This window comes from Ruegeria sp. O11, from assembly GCF_056535285.1.
This window is the reverse complement of sequence record NZ_JBQERS010000009.1, coordinates 23,387-38,001: the sequence shown is the minus strand read 5'-3', so window position 1 is coordinate 38,001 and position 14,615 is coordinate 23,387. Positions and strand designations below refer to the sequence as shown.

Sequence of the window (14,615 nt, the reverse complement as noted above, 5' to 3'; positions counted from 1 at the left end):
AATTTGAGAAAACTCCATGCATTGTTGTCTACTCTGTCTACTGTCTACTTTTTTCACCCCAATAACCGCCTTCGCTGTCTACTCTGTCTACTCGCTGTCTACCGCCTGACTTAACCAATTTTTGCCTTTGAACTGGCAGTGCCAGAGAGTAAGCCAGTAACCCCGTATGGGGTCTGGTTAGAGGGGGTCAACAACCCATCAACCTCTCTGATGCGAACAATCAAGGCATCACGGATATTTAACTTTCCTATTGGCTTGCACGGATGCAGCATATTGACCCCAGTTGAATGGGGCCTCAACGTCGGCCCCATGATTTGGAGGCTTTGAATGAAGACTGATTTTGACGAAATCCGAAAGTATGCTGGTACAGGAGAACGGCCTGACGATTGGCCAGAAGATGTTTATTCTATCAGCATCGATACGCTGTCTTTGATTGGTGTCCACGCGGAAGACAACACGCTTTACTGGGATGGCAAAGAGATTGTAACGCGCAGTGTTGTTCGGCTGGGTACCAACGAATTCTGGCTTGCTGCCATAGCCTCACTTTCAACCCTAGGCATGTTTGTTTTGGCGGCGCTTCAGGCCATCGGATTACTTTAAATCTCTGAACAGGCAATTATTCGAATAATTTTGCGCTGATCGCTAGGTGATGCAATCTGCATCAAGTATTCTGGCAATATGAGCAATCTTATTCCATCGCCGCCTAAATTGACTGATCCACGCCACCAGAGAGCACTTGAAATGTTGCTGGATGGCGAACGGATGCAAGATATTGCGGCTGAACTGGGCGTCCACCGAACAACTGTTTTGCGCTGGAAGACAGACGAAGATTTCCAGCTGGCGTTTCGTGCTGCCGTTCAGGCCAAGATGGGCGCACATCTTCCTGAATTGGTGGACATCGGAATGGAGAAGGCCAGAAGCCCCAAAGCCGGGTTAATGGCCGTTACAAAAATGATCGACACGCTGGCGCAACACAGCGGTGTTACAGCAGAGGACGCCGACGACCGAAGGGCGGGATTGAGCATTGAAATCAATCTTGGCGACGGCCAGCCATTTGATCCGCTTAACTCGCATAGTGATCCAGCCGTTGAGAACCAGCGCCTTCGTGCTGAGATTGCAGAATTGAGAGCTAAACTGGATGCGCCGGTTATTGAGTTGGACGATGATCCATCCCCACCGGAGGCGGCGTAATGCATCCGTGGAACAGGGGAATGGGCAAACCTGTTGTTGCGGGTAAGCAATCGGATCGCTCGTTTAACGAGCAATTGATCCACGACATGCGGATCAAAACCATGCAGCAGGCCACATCCTCTGACCCTGATCCAAAGCCGGTATCTCCCCGATTGGAGCTGAAACGCTTCAATCCGTCTCCCCCGCCAAAGCAGACGCACCCAGAGGAAACGTCCGGTGGTCGCACAGCTACAGACACTTTGCGACCTGCGGCGGGGGAAGACCGGACTGAGATTGTAAAACGCAAAAAGTACACCAAGAAACTGAAGCTGAAAGGAGGGAAGTGATGCGCAAGCAGCCTCCTAAGCGTCCTCCAAAGAATGTGTCCATTCTGAGTGATCGCATCTTCTCACCAAAGCGCGGACAGGTGATCGAACCGGGGATTAAGGACAAACCACAACCGGGGCCGCATGTTCCGCTGCGCAGCCCAGATACGCGAGGACTGAACAAATGAGTGAAGGACCAAAATTCAGCGATTTGGTGGCTTCGGGCGATCCGCAAGCCATGCAGATCGAAAAGATCATGAACTCTGATGACTATCGCACGATGAATGGATCAGAACATTCGGCGGTAGCCCGTCAGATCGTCTCTGAATACTTCAGCCGCACGTTCGGACACGCGCCCGCACCGGGATCACGTCAACGCAACACTGTTGGTCGTGGAGGACTGCGCGGATGAGTACCGAATATCAAAAGCTGGTCGCTGCGCGTGACAAGGCCGTACAATCCGTTGCTGATGCAGAACTCTCCATTGCCGAAGTTGAAGCCAAGCTGAAAACCGCAGAGGAGGCGTCCAAGGTTACAAACATTGATCTGAAGGACGTTGATGGGGCCGCTCAGCGCCGCGCTGAGGAGCTGTCCAAGGTGTTGGTGTTGCGTGACATGCTGGACAAGGCAAAGGAGGCCCACGCAGCCGCTCAGCAAGCCGCCCGTGATGCTTATTCTGAGACTTGTGCGTATGAATACACGACATCCCAGAAAGACATTGTGGAAATCATCGAAAAGATGGCCGCTGCTGCGCTCGAATACCATGAGTTGCTGGCCGATGCGGCGTTCATCTATTGGAAACGTCTGGATCGACAGCCGACCGCACATACTCAGTCACCCTTTGATCAGGCGCTGAATGATCTCTTCGATCTCGCCCTCAAGGGGCAGGGTTACAAAGGCAGCACATCTTACCGGGACGTAAACACGGCTGAGAAGATCATCGCGTTTTATTCCGGCAAGTTGGGCGACGCACACGGCCTGAAAATTCACACGCACCTCGAAACCAATACCCTTTGGCACCAGCAGCCGAGAGACAGCGTGGCCTATCAGGGTGGATTGGCGCGGTACATGGATCAAAAGAAGAAACGCGGTAAGAAGTCCGCTGCCTGATGATCGTTCTTCGTACTGGCAAAGTGCCAGAGACCCTCAAGAAGCCTGTACAAAAGGCAAAGCGAACCTGTTTGATGTGCAGCAAGGTCTTCATGTCACAGCACATAGGACATCGGCGCTGTGATCGCTGCAACAAGTCGTTTCGCACGCACGGCGAACCCCGAGATGTCCTGTTCTGGTCCTCATAACGGAGAAGACAATGAAACTTGCCGGATCACCGATGAAGATCGAACAGGCACAGGTTTTCAAAGACCTTGCCTTTACAAAAGATGAAATCGCTCTGATCAAGCGATACCGCGCTATGGATCGCGACGAAAAAGCTGTCGTGATGAAAGAGAACCCAGATGGCTTTGGCGTCATGGAAAGCCTTTCCGTCAAAGCCAGAGTGTACGAACAGGGCGTCAACGCCATGTTGTCCCGTACCAAGGTCAGCCGCGATGTCGAAACGCTCAACACATTTGCCGCAGGCATCAAGGAAGAGATCATTGCACGTCAGCGCGTTCTCACTATCCTAAAACGCGAAGCCGCAAAAATGAACAAGGATGTCAAATGTTCGCCGACGACATGCCAGACTTCCCAACTCTAAACCCTCTGCCCCTATATCCGCACTGGCGGGTTGATCTGCCTAAGCAGGCTGTAGAACTTGAACCCTCCAACACGCACATCGGTGAAGCTTTTTGCGGCCTAATCGTCGTTGCTTTTATCGGGTACTTCATCTTTGCACCTAGCTCGCACAAAGGCGAAAATTGGACAAGTGCAGATGAAAGCGAGCGCATGACCGCACGAGCGCGTCGGTGATCTACTCGGCTCCTCAGAACATCCTCGACCCAAATTGGTTGAAGCATGAAATTAGCTGTGCCAAATCACAACTCCCATTCAAAAATTCATATGGCGAGAGTTAATGCCTGACCCAATACCCTCAAGGCACCCAATTGGAACCAGCGCCTATTGGAACGAACGCGCCGAGATCGAAGCCTCGTCAGCAGCAAAACTCACCAACGAGGCACTCTCGGCGCACAGCCAAAAACACAGCGCCAAATTGCTGAAACAGGCGGAAGAACACGAGGAACGGTCTCGCCGGTTCGAAAAACTTGCCCAACGTATCGAGCAAACAGGTGAAATTGTCCTACCTGCCGAAACTGACACAGCAAGACTGGTGAGCGACGGTAAGCGTGCATCGCATCGCTTTGCCAACTCCGCTCGTTCAAAAATCCCGGTACTAAATCGCGCAGTCCGGTACTGTTTTTGGGCTTTAGTATGGTCTGGCGTTGCAGTGGGCGGCTATTGGGCCGTGAACAAAATCTACTTCAACAGATGCATGCAAATTGAAATGTCCCACATGGCTGAAGAGCTTGATGTTGATTTTGGCTCAGTACAGGCGGCCTATAATATGACTAGTTCCCTCAAAGATGCAGTGCGTCGGGCAAGAACGCACGGCCCAAGCGATGCTGAATACGCGCTGGTGGCTGTAGCTTGGCATGAGTGTGAAGAACGGTCTCTTCGCTCACTCATTTGGGACCAACGCAACATATCGAGTGGTGCAGCAGACCAAAGTTCCCGATGACAATTCTGAGAACAAAAGCCGTGTGAACAATATCCTGAGTTTGGGTGATATTACCTATCCACGTCTAAAGTTTTGGACCCCGAGGTACCTTGACAGAGAAGAAGGACACACCCCGGGGAAAAACTAAACCAATCAAACGAAGCGCACCGATCAACCAGTACTGCCCAGCCTGAAAGAAGAAGAAAGAAAGCAATGTCGGCCCGCCTTGCCACCGCCCCCTTGGGGTGAGGGGGCGGCGTCAAGCCGGTCCTCACCACAGTGAGAGAGGAGGAGGAGCGAGATGGCAGATGGCACGGCTGAGAAGAGAGGCAAGCGAGAACAGCAGGCCCAGTGGGAAGGGACAGTGAATGGTCAGGCCACGCACCCAGCATCTGAAGCCAACGCAGCGCCACAGCCCCGCTCAACTGAAGGTGGGATGCGAATTGAGTTTGCTCGAACTTCCCAGCTTTCTCGGCTCTGGCGGGACAGTGACCCGACCCGAGCAAGCTCAGGGAACAAGTTCAGGGGTAGCCAGCAGCCAGCACATTCAGGCCAGCCACGGCGCACCTGAGCCGGGTTAGATGCGAACCCAACTTGAACTGATCTTCCTTAAACTTTCTGGTTTTTCTGGCTCTGCCAAGACTGGGTTGATCGCCGCCGCAATGATGAACCGATCAACCCAGTCTTGGTTGCACCCAGCTTACCAATGTAAGCGCGGTTGGTTGTGTATTGCCTGTACAAAAATGAGTGCAGTATTTACCCACCATTTACCCACGGCGGCACTGACTTCCTATTCGTATCAGCCTGAAACCCTTATTTTATTGGCGACCCCGGCAGGATTCGAACCTGCAACCTGCCCCTTAGGAGGGGGCTGCTCTATCCAGTTGAGCCACGGGGCCGCGTTTCGCTTTCTGTAACCGGGTTTATTCGGATTGTCATCGGCTTTGCACAACAGTTGAACAGATCACCCTGTTCACGCTACCATCGCGGAAACAAACAATGCAGGTATCCCCGGTGACAATAGAAACAAAACGCCCGCTTACCCTTCGTGATGTCTCAGAAGCGTCCGGAGTGTCGGAGATGACAGTCAGCCGGGTGCTACGCAATCGCGGGGATGTATCGGACGCCACCCGTACCCGCGTTCTGGCTGCTGCGAAGGAATTGGGATATGTGCCCAACAAGATCGCCGGTGCCTTGGCATCAAGCCGGGTGAACCTTGTGGCAGTGATCATTCCATCGCTGTCGAACATGGTTTTCCCCGAGGTTCTGACGGGCATCAATCAGGTACTGGAAGATACTGAACTTCAGCCGGTGGTCGGTGTCACGGACTATCTGCCTGAAAAGGAAGAAAGGGTGCTGTACGAGATGCTCTCGTGGCGGCCTTCGGGCGTGATCATTGCAGGGCTGGAACATACCGAAGCCGCCCGCGCCATGCTGGATTCGGCAGGCATTCCGGTGGTCGAGATCATGGATACCGATGGCAAGCCCGTCGATGCCATGGTAGGAATCTCACACCGCCGCGCCGGACGCGAGATGGCACAGGCGATCCTGAAGGCTGGATATGAGCATATCGGTTTCATGGGTACCAAGATGCCGTTGGATCACCGTGCCCGCAAACGGTTTGAAGGCTTTACCGAAGTGCTCGGCAAGCACGGGATCGAGATCGAAGATCGCGAGTTTTACTCGGGCGGTTCAGCGCTGGCCAAAGGCCGAGAGATGACGCAAGCCATGTTGGAACGTTCGCCTGAGTTGGATTTTCTGTATTATTCCAACGACATGATCGGCGCAGGCGGGCTACTGTATCTACTGGATCAGGGGATTGAAGTGCCGGGTCAGATTGGCCTCGCCGGGTTCAACAACGTCGAGTTGTTACAAGGATTACCGCGTAAGCTGGCGACGATGGATGCCTGCCGAACCGAGATCGGGCGTACCGCTGCAGAAATCATCGCGGCAAAGCTGGCCGATCCAGAGTCAGAGGTTGATACCCGTGTCACCTTGACCCCTAAGATCAGCTTTGGTGACACGTTAAAACGACGCTAGGATCCCATGACCCTGCAACGCCTGAACAACCGCCAAGCGCGGACAATGTTCATGGATCGCCACGCGTTGCTGGAGCAGCCGGCAGGCGGTTCTAAAGGTGAGGATCTGTTGCGATTGATCCACCGCCTGGGGTTTGTGCAGCTCGACAGCATCAACACGGTCGCACGCGCCCATGATATGATCCTGTATGCGCGCCGACCAAGCTATCGCCCGCGCAACCTCAAGCGACTTTACGAGCGTGATCGGGCGCTGTTCGAACACTGGACCCATGACGCTGCCGTTATCCCGATGGATTTCTATCGCCATTGGCACCTGCGGTTCCTTCGCGATGCCGACATGCTGAAAGCCCGATGGAAGAACTGGCGACGTGATGGCTTTGAACAGAGATTCGAATCTGTTCTTCAGCACATTCGCGATCATGGTCCCGTGGGATCATCCGATGTGGGCAAAGATGAGAAGAAGGGGTCTGGTGGTTGGTGGGATTGGCATCCGTCAAAAACTGCGCTGGAATACCTTTGGCGATCCGGGGCGCTGACTGTAATCGGTCGTGAGGGGTTTCAGAAACGCTATGATCTGACGGAGCGGGTTATCGACACCCAACTTTGCCCCGGCAGCATAGCGTGTGACGTAGATGCAACCGTGGATTGGCTTTGTAACGCGGCACTCGACCGGCTGGGCTTTGCCACGTCAGGAGAGCTGGCGGCATTTTGGGATACCGTCAGCGCCAGCGAGGCAAAGGCGTGGTGTGATCAGGCTCTGACAAAGGGAATAATCGCAGAAATATTCGTAGAGTGTGCGGATGGGAATGACCGCAAAGTCTTTGCACGGCCCGAAATATGCGAACAGGTGGCAGCGCTGCCAGAAGCGCCCGGTCGGATCAGGGTTCTTAGTCCTTTTGATCCCATGCTGCGCGATCGTAAACGCGCGGAACGCCTATTTGGGTTTCATTATCGCATCGAAGTGTTCGTTCCCGAGCCCAAGCGCATTTACGGATACTACGTCTTCCCCTTGATGGAGGGAAACCGTATGATCGGCCGTATCGACATGAAGGCACACCGTAATCACGGCAATCTGCATGTTCGGGCAATGTGGCCCGAGCAATCCGTCCGCTGGTCCGATGCAAGAACCCGACGGCTGGAAGCAGAACTTGACCGGGTTCGACGATTCGCTGATCTAGACACCATAGAATTCGCTAGAAACTGGCTGAAAGACCCTAAATAGAGCCTGTATTACCTCAAGAACCCATGTTCTTCGAAAAGCTCCATCAGATCTCTGATCGACTCATTCTCGGTCCGCCCGGATGTATCCAGCTGAGCGTTCGCACGCCCGTACAATGCCTCGCGACTGGCGAGTATGCACTTGAGCTGCTCCATTGCTTTTGGATTTCCTGCCATGGGACGTTCGTCGCCTTGCGCGCGCACCCTTTCCATATGCTCGGTGGGTGTGGCCCGAAGCCAGACGGTGTGAAACCGGCTCAGCAATGTCGTATAGGTCGAAGGCTCTGAAACGATGCCACCAGCGACAGCAAGAACCATTCGATCATCGGCGGCAATGACCCGGTCCAACGCTTGCGCTTCGAGGTTGCGATATCCCTCTTGCCCGTAGAAGGCCATGACTTCAGCCAATGGCATCCCCGACATTTCTTCGATCTGAGCCGTCAGTTCCACAAAGGGCAGCTTAAGCGCAGCGCCAAGTAGAGCACCCAGCGTTGATTTCCCCGCGCCACGTAAACCGATAAGACAAACCCGCTGTGCCCGAGCATTCTCAGCAGGATCGGGACACAGTTCCCTCATGACGTTGTCTTTGACGTCATCGCTGGCCTGCCGGAACAGTTCGAGCATCTGCAAATCATCCGAATCCCAGGGATCTTCTTCGCCGATCAGCCATTCGGCTTTGTAATCCAGAGCCTGCGCAATCCGATGCAGTACTCCGATCGAGATATTGCCCTCACCAGCTTCGAGTTGTGCCAGATACCGAGGCGAAACACCCGAGCTTTCCGACAAAACCCGGCGCGGAATGCCGCGCATTTGCCTGGCCTTCCGCACACGCGCTCCAACGCGCTCGCTCAAATCCTGCGTGGCGAATTCTTTAGGCTGTGCCGGTTTTTGCGGCTTGGGCCCATCCATTTTTGTCAGACCGTTTGTTCCAAGTGACCCTCAAGCTACGACGCTAGAACGACGCGGGCAATCGATATTGTACAAGCTCTGGAACCGATGCAGGAATTGCTGCCCCAAAAACAAACAAAAACCATTGTTTAGAGTCTATCCAGCTTGAGTAATTAGCTTTTCAGTTCGTGTAGTTCGCTCAAAAGATTCAGCAGTGTTTCGTGTTGCTCAGCCCCCATCAATTCGCGCGTTTGTGCCGCCAACCGCAACATTTCCGGCAAGTTGGCGTGAATGATCTGCATTCCTTCTTTGGTGATTTCGACGATCTGGCGACGACGATCTTTTTCGACGGCCTGCCGTTTAATCAACTTTTTATCTTCCAGCTTTTTCAGAATCCGAGTCAGGCTGGGAAGCAACAAACAAGCGCGTTCTGAGATCTGCGTGGGTTCTTGCGGACCTTCTTCTTGCAAGACGCGCAGAACGCGCCATTGTTGTTCAGTTACCCCTGCGTCAGCTAAAACACCACGTATCGGCCCCATCACCCTTTCGCGCGCACGCAACAAGGCAATCGGCAGTGATCGAGACGTCAACGGCAAACTATTCGTCATGGTTAATTTTGACGCGACTCCCTTTGTTTCGCAATAGATTGCTAAGTTCACGCAAACTTGCAGGGCTGGATTTTAATTAACTTGTTCATTAATAGTGAGTCGAAGTGATTATTCAGTAGGCAGATCAGATTAGCCGCAAGGAGACCGCAATGAATTGGGACGAATTTTCCGTATGGGGCAAAAAAATCGCTGATTGGACACAAGATTATCACCTGACCGTTGGCGACAAGCCCGTTCGTGCAAGAACTGAGCCTGGCGATATTCTGAACGCCCTACCCACCCATCCGCCCGAGCATGGTGAAGCAATCGAAAGTATTTTTCGCGATTTTGAACAGATCGTGATGCCCGGTATCACCCATTGGCAGCACCCCCGATTCTTCGCCTATTTCAACTCGAACGCGTCGGCGCCGTCGGTGCTGGCTGAATTCCTGGCCAGTGCCATCGCGCCGCAATGTATGCTGTGGCAGACCTCTCCCGCCGCGACCGAAATGGAAACGCGGATGATGGATTGGCTGCGCGAGGCGCTGGACCTGCCTGAAGGATTTGCCGGGGTCATACAGGATTCCGCCTCTTCGGCGACGCTAGCGGCTGTGTTGACCATGCGCGAAAAGGCAATGAACTGGCAGGGAAACAGCCAGGGTCTTTTTGGCCAAAAGCCACTGCGTGTTTATTGCTCGTCCGAAGTACATACCTCAATCGACCGCGCCATTTGGGTTTCGGGGATCGGACAAGACAATCTTGTGCGCATCCCAGTTCAAGGTGATTGGCGTGGGATCGATCCAAACGCGCTTGAAGCAGCGATTCAGTCCGATTTAGACTCTGGTATACAGCCGGCTGGTGTGATCCTTTGCGTTGGTGGAACAGGAACCGGGGCGACTGATCCGGTGGATCGCTGCCTTGAGATTGCGCGTAAATACGGGCTCTATTCGCACGTCGACGCTGCCTGGGCCGGCTCTGCTATGATCTGTCCCGAATATCGCAAATACTGGCCGGGCATCGAACAAGCTGACAGCATCGTCTTCAATCCGCATAAATGGCTAGGTGTCCAGTTCGATTGCTGCGCACATTTCTTGAAGAACCCCGATGATTTGGTCCGCACGTTAGCGATCAGCCCAGAGTACCTAAAAACCCATGGGAAAGACGGAATCATCAACTACTCGGAATGGTCGGTACCACTGGGCCGTCGGTTCAGGGCATTAAAGCTGTGGTTTGTCATCCGAACCTACGGGCTAGAGGGGCTGCGTGAACGGCTGCGCAATCATGTCAACTGGTCGGTCGCGCTGCATGATCGACTGGCAGCTGAGCCGGACTTTCGGATCGTCACACCGCCAATGTGGTCGCTGTGGACCTTCCGATATGAGCCGCAGGGCGCCATCGACCTGGACGACCTGAACTTGCGGCTGGTGAATGCGATTAATGATGACGGGCGGATTTATCTGACCCAGACCCGCGTTGACGGTGATTTGGTCATCCGCTTTCAGGCTGGGCAGTTCGAAACCACCGAGAGCGATGTTTTGATGGCATATGACGTGATTACAGAAATCGCGCGCAGCCTTTAGGCCCGCATCACAGCTGCGGCCTGCGCGTAGCCGCCTGAGGCACCGTCAACAAAGTGCACATGGTCATCGCTCATTGCAGAGGGCACAAAGCAGGTCATCATGGCCTCTTGCTGAGAATGCAGGCCGTATCGGATCTTACCGCGTGCCTGAGCGTCTTCCAGCATCCGGGTGATCTGCTCCAACGTGGATGGGTCACAATCCAATGTCATTTTCAATCCGTCATCAAATTTGCGAAAATCCGCGTTGCGGCTGACCATTTCTTTATAGTGATTGGGTTCGAACTGGCCCAATCTCATACCGGTTTTGAACAGAAGACCGATCAGCATATTTTCGATCATCAGCCGTATCTTCTGAACCAGCAAATTGCGCCCAGCGCGTGAGACATGGGCATCGATATCAATACCTGGCGGAGGAAAACTCATCGGCGGTCCCTTTTGGGGAACCGGATGACCGGCCCGGTCCAACCCTTCGGCGATCGATAAAACGGATTGGCTCAAAGCCGCGAAATCGGCCTCGCTAGACTCTAATGTTGGCTGAATTACCAGAGATACTATCTGACCGTGGCGGGCCGGACTGTTGGACCAGCGGCAAGACAGGCCCGTCAAGTCGGGCTGCGCGTCAGGTCCAGCCGGTGGAATGGCGGCGCGCCCGGATTTCATCTGCGCCTCGGCCCAGGCCAATCCACCGCCTGTAAACATCGCATAGTCAACACCGGTAGAGGGCGCATAGCGGGCAACACGCAGATCGCGCCCAGCTGCTCGGATGTCAGCTACCGAAACCAGCCCTGCGCGCAAAGTGATGGCAAATTCTGTTTCGGCCCAACTCTGCAAAGCCGCCAACGTTTCGCGCGCGATCTTGGCATCTTCGCCCGGCACTGCAAAGCCGGCCCCATCGCCGCCAAAGACATAAGGAAAAACACGACCTCCCAGCGCGTTGATCATGCCTGAAATAACCGCAGCACCAACCATGTTGACGGTTTTGTAACGGCCACGCGCGATCTCTCCGGTCGAGTCCACGATATCCGCGACTCCCAAAACCCACGTATCAGGCAAAGGTGTAAACTGCACCGGATCGCTCAGTCGCAGGAAGCTGTCTGAAATAGGGACTGAGTCATAAAATAAAGAGTCTGAAGGGGGCATAACACTCTCTGAAATTCCCAAAACTGCTTTGAAGATAGCCTAAATGTGAAGGATGTCTGCCCCTTTCGCACCACCCCGAGCGCTTGTGCAGACCTGCACAACGTGCAAAGCATCTCGGCAGGGCATACGGGCAATAGAGGCAGCAGATGCAGACAGGCTTGATAGTTTTATGTCTGGCTTACGTCCTCAGCCAGTTTTTTCGCGCCTTCCTGGCCGTGCTGACTACCGATCTGGGCAGAGACATCGGAGCCACGCCCGAAGACCTGGCGTTTGCGTCGGGGCTTTGGTTTCTGGTTTTTGCCGCAATGCAAATCCCGGTGGGCTGGGCTCTGGATCGTGTCGGCCCGAGGCGCAGCTCTGCGATGCTGTTGCTGATTGGCGGCGCAGGCGGGGCTGGCCTATTCGCCATCGCAACCACTCCGTTTCATGTTGCGCTGGCCATGGCGCTGATCGGGGTTGGCTGTTCACCTGTCCTGATGGCGTCCTATTATATCTTTGCCAGAGAATTTCCACCTGCCAAATTCGCCACGCTCGCCGCAGTAATGTTGGGCGTTGGATCAGTCGGCAATCTGGTGGCCTCTTACCCGACGGCTCTGGCGGTTGAGCTTATGGGGTGGCGGGCAACTTTGGGTGGTTTGGCGATCATTTCGGGCGTGGTGGCTGCAGGGATCTGGCTGACGGTGCATGACCCCAATAAGGTCGAGACCGAACACAAAGGATCGGTTCTGGACCTGCTGAAAGAGCCCGCCCTCTGGACCATCCTGCCACTTATGCTGGTGGCCTATGCGCCCTCTGCGGCGTTGCGCGGTCTCTGGGCAGGGCCTTATCTGCGCGATGTATTTGACCTCAGCACTACTCAGATCGGGCAGGCAACGCTGATCATGGGTGCCGCGATGATTGCGGGCACCTTTGCCTATGGGCCTTTGGACCGCATCCTTAAGACCCGCAAATGGGTGATCTTCGGTGGCAACGCCTTGGGCGCAGCCACTTTAGGACTGCTGTGCCTTTGGATCGACGGGGGCGTCTGGCTCTCGGTCTTTCTGCTTGCGGTCATCGGCTTTCTGGGCGCCAGTTTTCCGGTCATCATGGCGCATGGTCGCGCCTTCATTCCAGCGCATCTGGTCGGGCGTGGTGTTACCCTGCTGAACCTCTTCGGCATCGGCGGTGTCGGGTTGGCGCAATTTGCCACCGGGCGCATCCATGCGGCCAGCGCCGCGATCAGCCCCTCGGCGCCCTATACCGCAATCTTCGGCTTTTTCGCCGCCACCCTTGCCATTGGTTGCGTGATCTATCTGTTCAGTCGGGACAGCGTGGACTGAAACCGGAGCCCACCCGTGCGGGACATCGAAGTAGTTGCGCTCAAATTGAAACTTTCCCCGTCAGGTGTGACGACTACGGTTATCCGGCTGCTGCCGATAGGTGAAAAGATGATCGGCATCTGCACCACCAAAGCGTTCGAAGCCTAGCAGAAACAAAAATTGCAGGACGCCGGGCTTGGAGACCGCGTTCATTTTCTGGGCGAACACCTCTGGGATGAGATTGTCGAGACCTATCGCGCGCTCGATCTGTTCGTGACTCCGCGCGGCACGAAGGATTTGGCCTGACCTCGCTTGAGGCGATGGCCAGTGCGCCGGAAGATATGCTGCCTGACCGCGCCGCATTAACCACCGCGGAACACGCCGCGTGCACCCATGTCGAACAGAATTTCGAATCGAAGGCGAAGCGCAGGCAATTGTCGAGGTTTGTCGATCCTTGCTGAAACAACCCTGAACGGTATTGAACTGTGTCAAATCGGTGTGACGGGGTGAAATAAGCCGAAACGCCTCTTTTTTCTTTGCCGCAACGCGGCTATGAACGCGCGTCCTTAACTTTGGAGACATGAAATGGGCTATCGCGTCGTAGTCGTCGGCGCCACAGGAAATGTGGGCCGCGAAATGCTGAACATCCTGGCGGAACGCCAGTTCCCCGTCGATGAACTTGCCGCACTGGCAAGCCGTCGTTCACTGGGTACCGAGGTTAGCTTTGGCGACACGACACTCACGACCAAGGACCTGGATACTTTCGATTTCACCGGATGGGACATGGCGCTGTTTGCCGTGGGTTCCGAGGCGACCAAAGTCTACGCCCCCAAGGCGGCGGCAGCTGGCTGCGTGGTGATCGATAACTCGTCGCTCTATCGCTATGACCCGGACATTCCGCTGATCGTGCCGGAATGTAACCCGCAGGCGATCCACGACTATAAGAACAAGAACATCATCGCCAACCCCAACTGCTCGACCGCGCAGATGGTTGTGGCTCTGAAGCCGCTGCATGACCGGGCCAAGATCAAGCGCGTGGTTGTCTCGACCTATCAGTCGGTTTCCGGTGCCGGTAAGGAAGGCATGGATGAGCTTTGGGATCAGACCAAGGCCATCTACAACCCCACCACCGAAGTTGAGCCGAAAAAGTTCCAGAAGCAGATCGCCTTCAACGTCATTCCGCAGATCGACGTCTTCATGGAAGACGGCTCGACCAAGGAAGAGTGGAAGATGGTTGTCGAGACCAAAAAGATCGTCGACCCGTCGATCAAGGTCACAGCCACCTGCGTCCGCGTTCCGGTCTTTGTTGGCCACTCTGAGGCCGTAAATATCGAGTTCGAGGAATTCCTGGACGAAGACGAAGCCCGCGACATTCTGCGCGAAGCGCCGGGCATCATGGTGATCGACAAGCGTGAAGCGGGCGGCTACGTCTCGCCCATCGAATGCGCGGGTGACTTCGCCACCTTCATCAGCCGTATCCGCCAAGACTCGACCATCGAGAACGGCCTGAACCTGTGGTGCGTGTCCGACAATCTGCGCAAAGGCGCAGCGTTGAACGCAGTTCAGATTGCAGAATTGCTGGGCCGTGAGGTTCTGAAAAAGGGCTGAGGCTGCACAATTTCGAAAGTCGATTAAACCCCGCTGCGCCATCAGCGGGGTTTTTCTTTTTTGAGGGCAAAGGGGCGTTAGCCCGCAGGACTGCCGACGCCTGCTGCTG

General features: G+C 54.8%; 19 protein-coding genes and 1 tRNA gene. 16 read left to right on the top strand and 4 right to left on the bottom strand.

Translation table 11 applies throughout. The features are described from left to right. The first annotated feature begins 327 nt into the window (after positions 1-327). The 9 genes from ACRZ91_RS15640 to ACRZ91_RS15600 all read left to right on the top strand — a co-directional run bounded on the left by ACRZ91_RS15640 (position 328) and on the right by ACRZ91_RS15600 (position 4,730). Positions 328-600 (top strand): hypothetical protein, encoded by a 273-nt coding sequence (locus ACRZ91_RS15640; RefSeq protein WP_480602825.1) that lies wholly within the window; start codon positions 328-330, stop codon positions 598-600. Positions 601-678: 78 nt separating this feature from the next. Continuing rightward, positions 679-1,191: a helix-turn-helix domain-containing protein gene (locus ACRZ91_RS15635; RefSeq protein ID WP_480602823.1), complete on the top strand. Its 513-nt coding sequence runs from the start codon at positions 679-681 to the stop codon at positions 1,189-1,191. Between the two features lie 20 nt (positions 1,192-1,211). Further along, positions 1,212-1,517 (top strand): hypothetical protein, encoded by a 306-nt coding sequence (locus ACRZ91_RS15630; protein ID WP_480602821.1) that lies wholly within the window; start codon positions 1,212-1,214, stop codon positions 1,515-1,517. After that, positions 1,517-1,684, top strand: a complete 168-nt coding sequence (locus ACRZ91_RS15625; RefSeq protein WP_480602819.1) for a hypothetical protein — start codon at positions 1,517-1,519, stop codon at positions 1,682-1,684. Before ACRZ91_RS15630 ends, ACRZ91_RS15625 begins: the two co-directional genes overlap by 1 nt. Next, complete coding sequence (locus tag ACRZ91_RS15620; RefSeq protein ID WP_480602817.1) at positions 1,681-1,908, top strand: hypothetical protein; 228 nt, start codon at positions 1,681-1,683, stop codon at positions 1,906-1,908. Before ACRZ91_RS15625 ends, ACRZ91_RS15620 begins: the two co-directional genes overlap by 4 nt. Beyond that, positions 1,905-2,606, top strand: a complete 702-nt coding sequence (locus ACRZ91_RS15615) for a hypothetical protein (protein ID WP_480602815.1) — start codon at positions 1,905-1,907, stop codon at positions 2,604-2,606. Before ACRZ91_RS15620 ends, ACRZ91_RS15615 begins: the two co-directional genes overlap by 4 nt. A 199-nt stretch (positions 2,607-2,805) precedes the next feature. Continuing rightward, positions 2,806-3,192 (top strand): hypothetical protein, encoded by a 387-nt coding sequence (locus ACRZ91_RS15610; RefSeq protein ID WP_480602814.1) that lies wholly within the window; start codon positions 2,806-2,808, stop codon positions 3,190-3,192. 315 nt (positions 3,193-3,507) lie between these two features. Next, entirely contained in the window at positions 3,508-4,170 is a 663-nt protein-coding gene (locus ACRZ91_RS15605; protein WP_480602812.1) for a hypothetical protein, read from the top strand. A gap of 347 nt (positions 4,171-4,517) precedes the next feature. After that, entirely contained in the window at positions 4,518-4,730 is a 213-nt protein-coding gene (locus tag ACRZ91_RS15600; RefSeq protein ID WP_480906953.1) for a hypothetical protein, read from the top strand. A gap of 241 nt (positions 4,731-4,971) precedes the next feature. Here the strand turns inward: ACRZ91_RS15600 and ACRZ91_RS15595 are convergent. Continuing rightward, positions 4,972-5,048 (bottom strand) — tRNA-Arg (locus tag ACRZ91_RS15595). Between the two features lie 115 nt (positions 5,049-5,163). Here ACRZ91_RS15595 and ACRZ91_RS15590 point away from each other — a divergent pair. Both ACRZ91_RS15590 and ACRZ91_RS15585 read left to right on the top strand, forming a co-directional pair. Beyond that, the gene (locus ACRZ91_RS15590; protein WP_480907082.1) at positions 5,164-6,189 is read left to right on the top strand and encodes a LacI family DNA-binding transcriptional regulator; all 1,026 of its coding nucleotides are present in this window, start codon (positions 5,164-5,166) and stop codon (positions 6,187-6,189) included. Between the two features lie 6 nt (positions 6,190-6,195). Continuing rightward, the gene (locus ACRZ91_RS15585; RefSeq protein ID WP_480906951.1) at positions 6,196-7,410 is read left to right on the top strand and encodes a winged helix-turn-helix domain-containing protein; all 1,215 of its coding nucleotides are present in this window, start codon (positions 6,196-6,198) and stop codon (positions 7,408-7,410) included. Positions 7,411-7,418: 8 nt separating this feature from the next. On the opposite strand, the gene ACRZ91_RS15580 is transcribed toward ACRZ91_RS15585, so the two are convergent. Together ACRZ91_RS15580 and hpaR are read right to left on the bottom strand one after the other, a co-directional pair. After that, a complete protein-coding gene (locus tag ACRZ91_RS15580; RefSeq protein ID WP_480906949.1) occupies positions 7,419-8,315 on the bottom strand; it encodes a helix-turn-helix transcriptional regulator in 897 nt (298 codons plus the stop codon). Between the two features lie 152 nt (positions 8,316-8,467). Further along, positions 8,468-8,902, bottom strand: coding sequence for a homoprotocatechuate degradation operon regulator HpaR (gene hpaR / locus ACRZ91_RS15575; RefSeq protein ID WP_170773808.1), 435 nt, complete (start codon positions 8,900-8,902; stop codon positions 8,468-8,470). Between the two features lie 149 nt (positions 8,903-9,051). On the opposite strand from hpaR, the gene ACRZ91_RS15570 reads away from it, so the two are divergent. Then, positions 9,052-10,461 carry a pyridoxal phosphate-dependent decarboxylase family protein gene (locus ACRZ91_RS15570; protein WP_480906947.1) on the top strand — a complete coding sequence of 470 codons (1,410 nt, stop codon included), beginning with the start codon at positions 9,052-9,054 and terminating at the stop codon, positions 10,459-10,461. Here the strand turns inward: ACRZ91_RS15570 and ACRZ91_RS15565 are convergent. Beyond that, the gene (locus ACRZ91_RS15565) at positions 10,458-11,600 is read right to left on the bottom strand and encodes a DUF3095 domain-containing protein (RefSeq protein WP_480906946.1); all 1,143 of its coding nucleotides are present in this window, start codon (positions 11,598-11,600) and stop codon (positions 10,458-10,460) included. The two genes, ACRZ91_RS15570 and ACRZ91_RS15565, sit on opposite strands and share 4 nt — an antisense overlap. A gap of 146 nt (positions 11,601-11,746) precedes the next feature. Between ACRZ91_RS15565 and ACRZ91_RS15560 the strand changes: the two genes are divergently transcribed. The 4 genes from ACRZ91_RS15560 (at position 11,747) to ACRZ91_RS15545 (ending at position 14,506) form a co-directional block, all read left to right on the top strand. Continuing rightward, positions 11,747-12,919: an MFS transporter gene (locus tag ACRZ91_RS15560; protein ID WP_480906944.1), complete on the top strand. Its 1,173-nt coding sequence runs from the start codon at positions 11,747-11,749 to the stop codon at positions 12,917-12,919. A gap of 15 nt (positions 12,920-12,934) precedes the next feature. Continuing rightward, positions 12,935-13,066 carry a hypothetical protein gene (locus ACRZ91_RS15555; RefSeq protein WP_480872901.1) on the top strand — a complete coding sequence of 44 codons (132 nt, stop codon included), beginning with the start codon at positions 12,935-12,937 and terminating at the stop codon, positions 13,064-13,066. Positions 13,067-13,078: 12 nt separating this feature from the next. After that, positions 13,079-13,204, top strand: coding sequence for a hypothetical protein (locus ACRZ91_RS15550; RefSeq protein WP_480906942.1), 126 nt, complete (start codon positions 13,079-13,081; stop codon positions 13,202-13,204). 279 nt (positions 13,205-13,483) lie between these two features. After that, positions 13,484-14,506 carry an aspartate-semialdehyde dehydrogenase gene (locus ACRZ91_RS15545; protein WP_010443042.1) on the top strand — a complete coding sequence of 341 codons (1,023 nt, stop codon included), beginning with the start codon at positions 13,484-13,486 and terminating at the stop codon, positions 14,504-14,506. Positions 14,507-14,615: the final 109 nt, after the last annotated feature.

Coding starts and splice junctions, on each gene's coding strand:
- ACRZ91_RS15640 (WP_480602825.1), top strand. CDS start 328: ATGAAGACTGATTTTGACGAAATCCGAAAGTATGCTGGTACAGGAGAA.
- ACRZ91_RS15635 (WP_480602823.1), top strand. CDS start 679: ATGAGCAATCTTATTCCATCGCCGCCTAAATTGACTGATCCACGCCAC.
- ACRZ91_RS15630 (WP_480602821.1), top strand. CDS start 1,212: ATGGGCAAACCTGTTGTTGCGGGTAAGCAATCGGATCGCTCGTTTAAC.
- ACRZ91_RS15625 (WP_480602819.1), top strand. CDS start 1,517: ATGCGCAAGCAGCCTCCTAAGCGTCCTCCAAAGAATGTGTCCATTCTG.
- ACRZ91_RS15620 (WP_480602817.1), top strand. CDS start 1,681: ATGAGTGAAGGACCAAAATTCAGCGATTTGGTGGCTTCGGGCGATCCG.
- ACRZ91_RS15615 (WP_480602815.1), top strand. CDS start 1,905: ATGAGTACCGAATATCAAAAGCTGGTCGCTGCGCGTGACAAGGCCGTA.
- ACRZ91_RS15610 (WP_480602814.1), top strand. CDS start 2,806: ATGAAACTTGCCGGATCACCGATGAAGATCGAACAGGCACAGGTTTTC.
- ACRZ91_RS15605 (WP_480602812.1), top strand. CDS start 3,508: ATGCCTGACCCAATACCCTCAAGGCACCCAATTGGAACCAGCGCCTAT.
- ACRZ91_RS15600 (WP_480906953.1), top strand. CDS start 4,518: ATGGTCAGGCCACGCACCCAGCATCTGAAGCCAACGCAGCGCCACAGC.
- ACRZ91_RS15585 (WP_480906951.1), top strand. CDS start 6,196: ATGACCCTGCAACGCCTGAACAACCGCCAAGCGCGGACAATGTTCATG.
- ACRZ91_RS15580 (WP_480906949.1), bottom strand. CDS start 8,315: ATGGATGGGCCCAAGCCGCAAAAACCGGCACAGCCTAAAGAATTCGCC.
- hpaR (WP_170773808.1), bottom strand. CDS start 8,902: ATGACGAATAGTTTGCCGTTGACGTCTCGATCACTGCCGATTGCCTTG.
- ACRZ91_RS15570 (WP_480906947.1), top strand. CDS start 9,052: ATGAATTGGGACGAATTTTCCGTATGGGGCAAAAAAATCGCTGATTGG.
- ACRZ91_RS15565 (WP_480906946.1), bottom strand. CDS start 11,600: ATGCCCCCTTCAGACTCTTTATTTTATGACTCAGTCCCTATTTCAGAC.
- ACRZ91_RS15560 (WP_480906944.1), top strand. CDS start 11,747: ATGCAGACAGGCTTGATAGTTTTATGTCTGGCTTACGTCCTCAGCCAG.
- ACRZ91_RS15545 (WP_010443042.1), top strand. CDS start 13,484: ATGGGCTATCGCGTCGTAGTCGTCGGCGCCACAGGAAATGTGGGCCGC.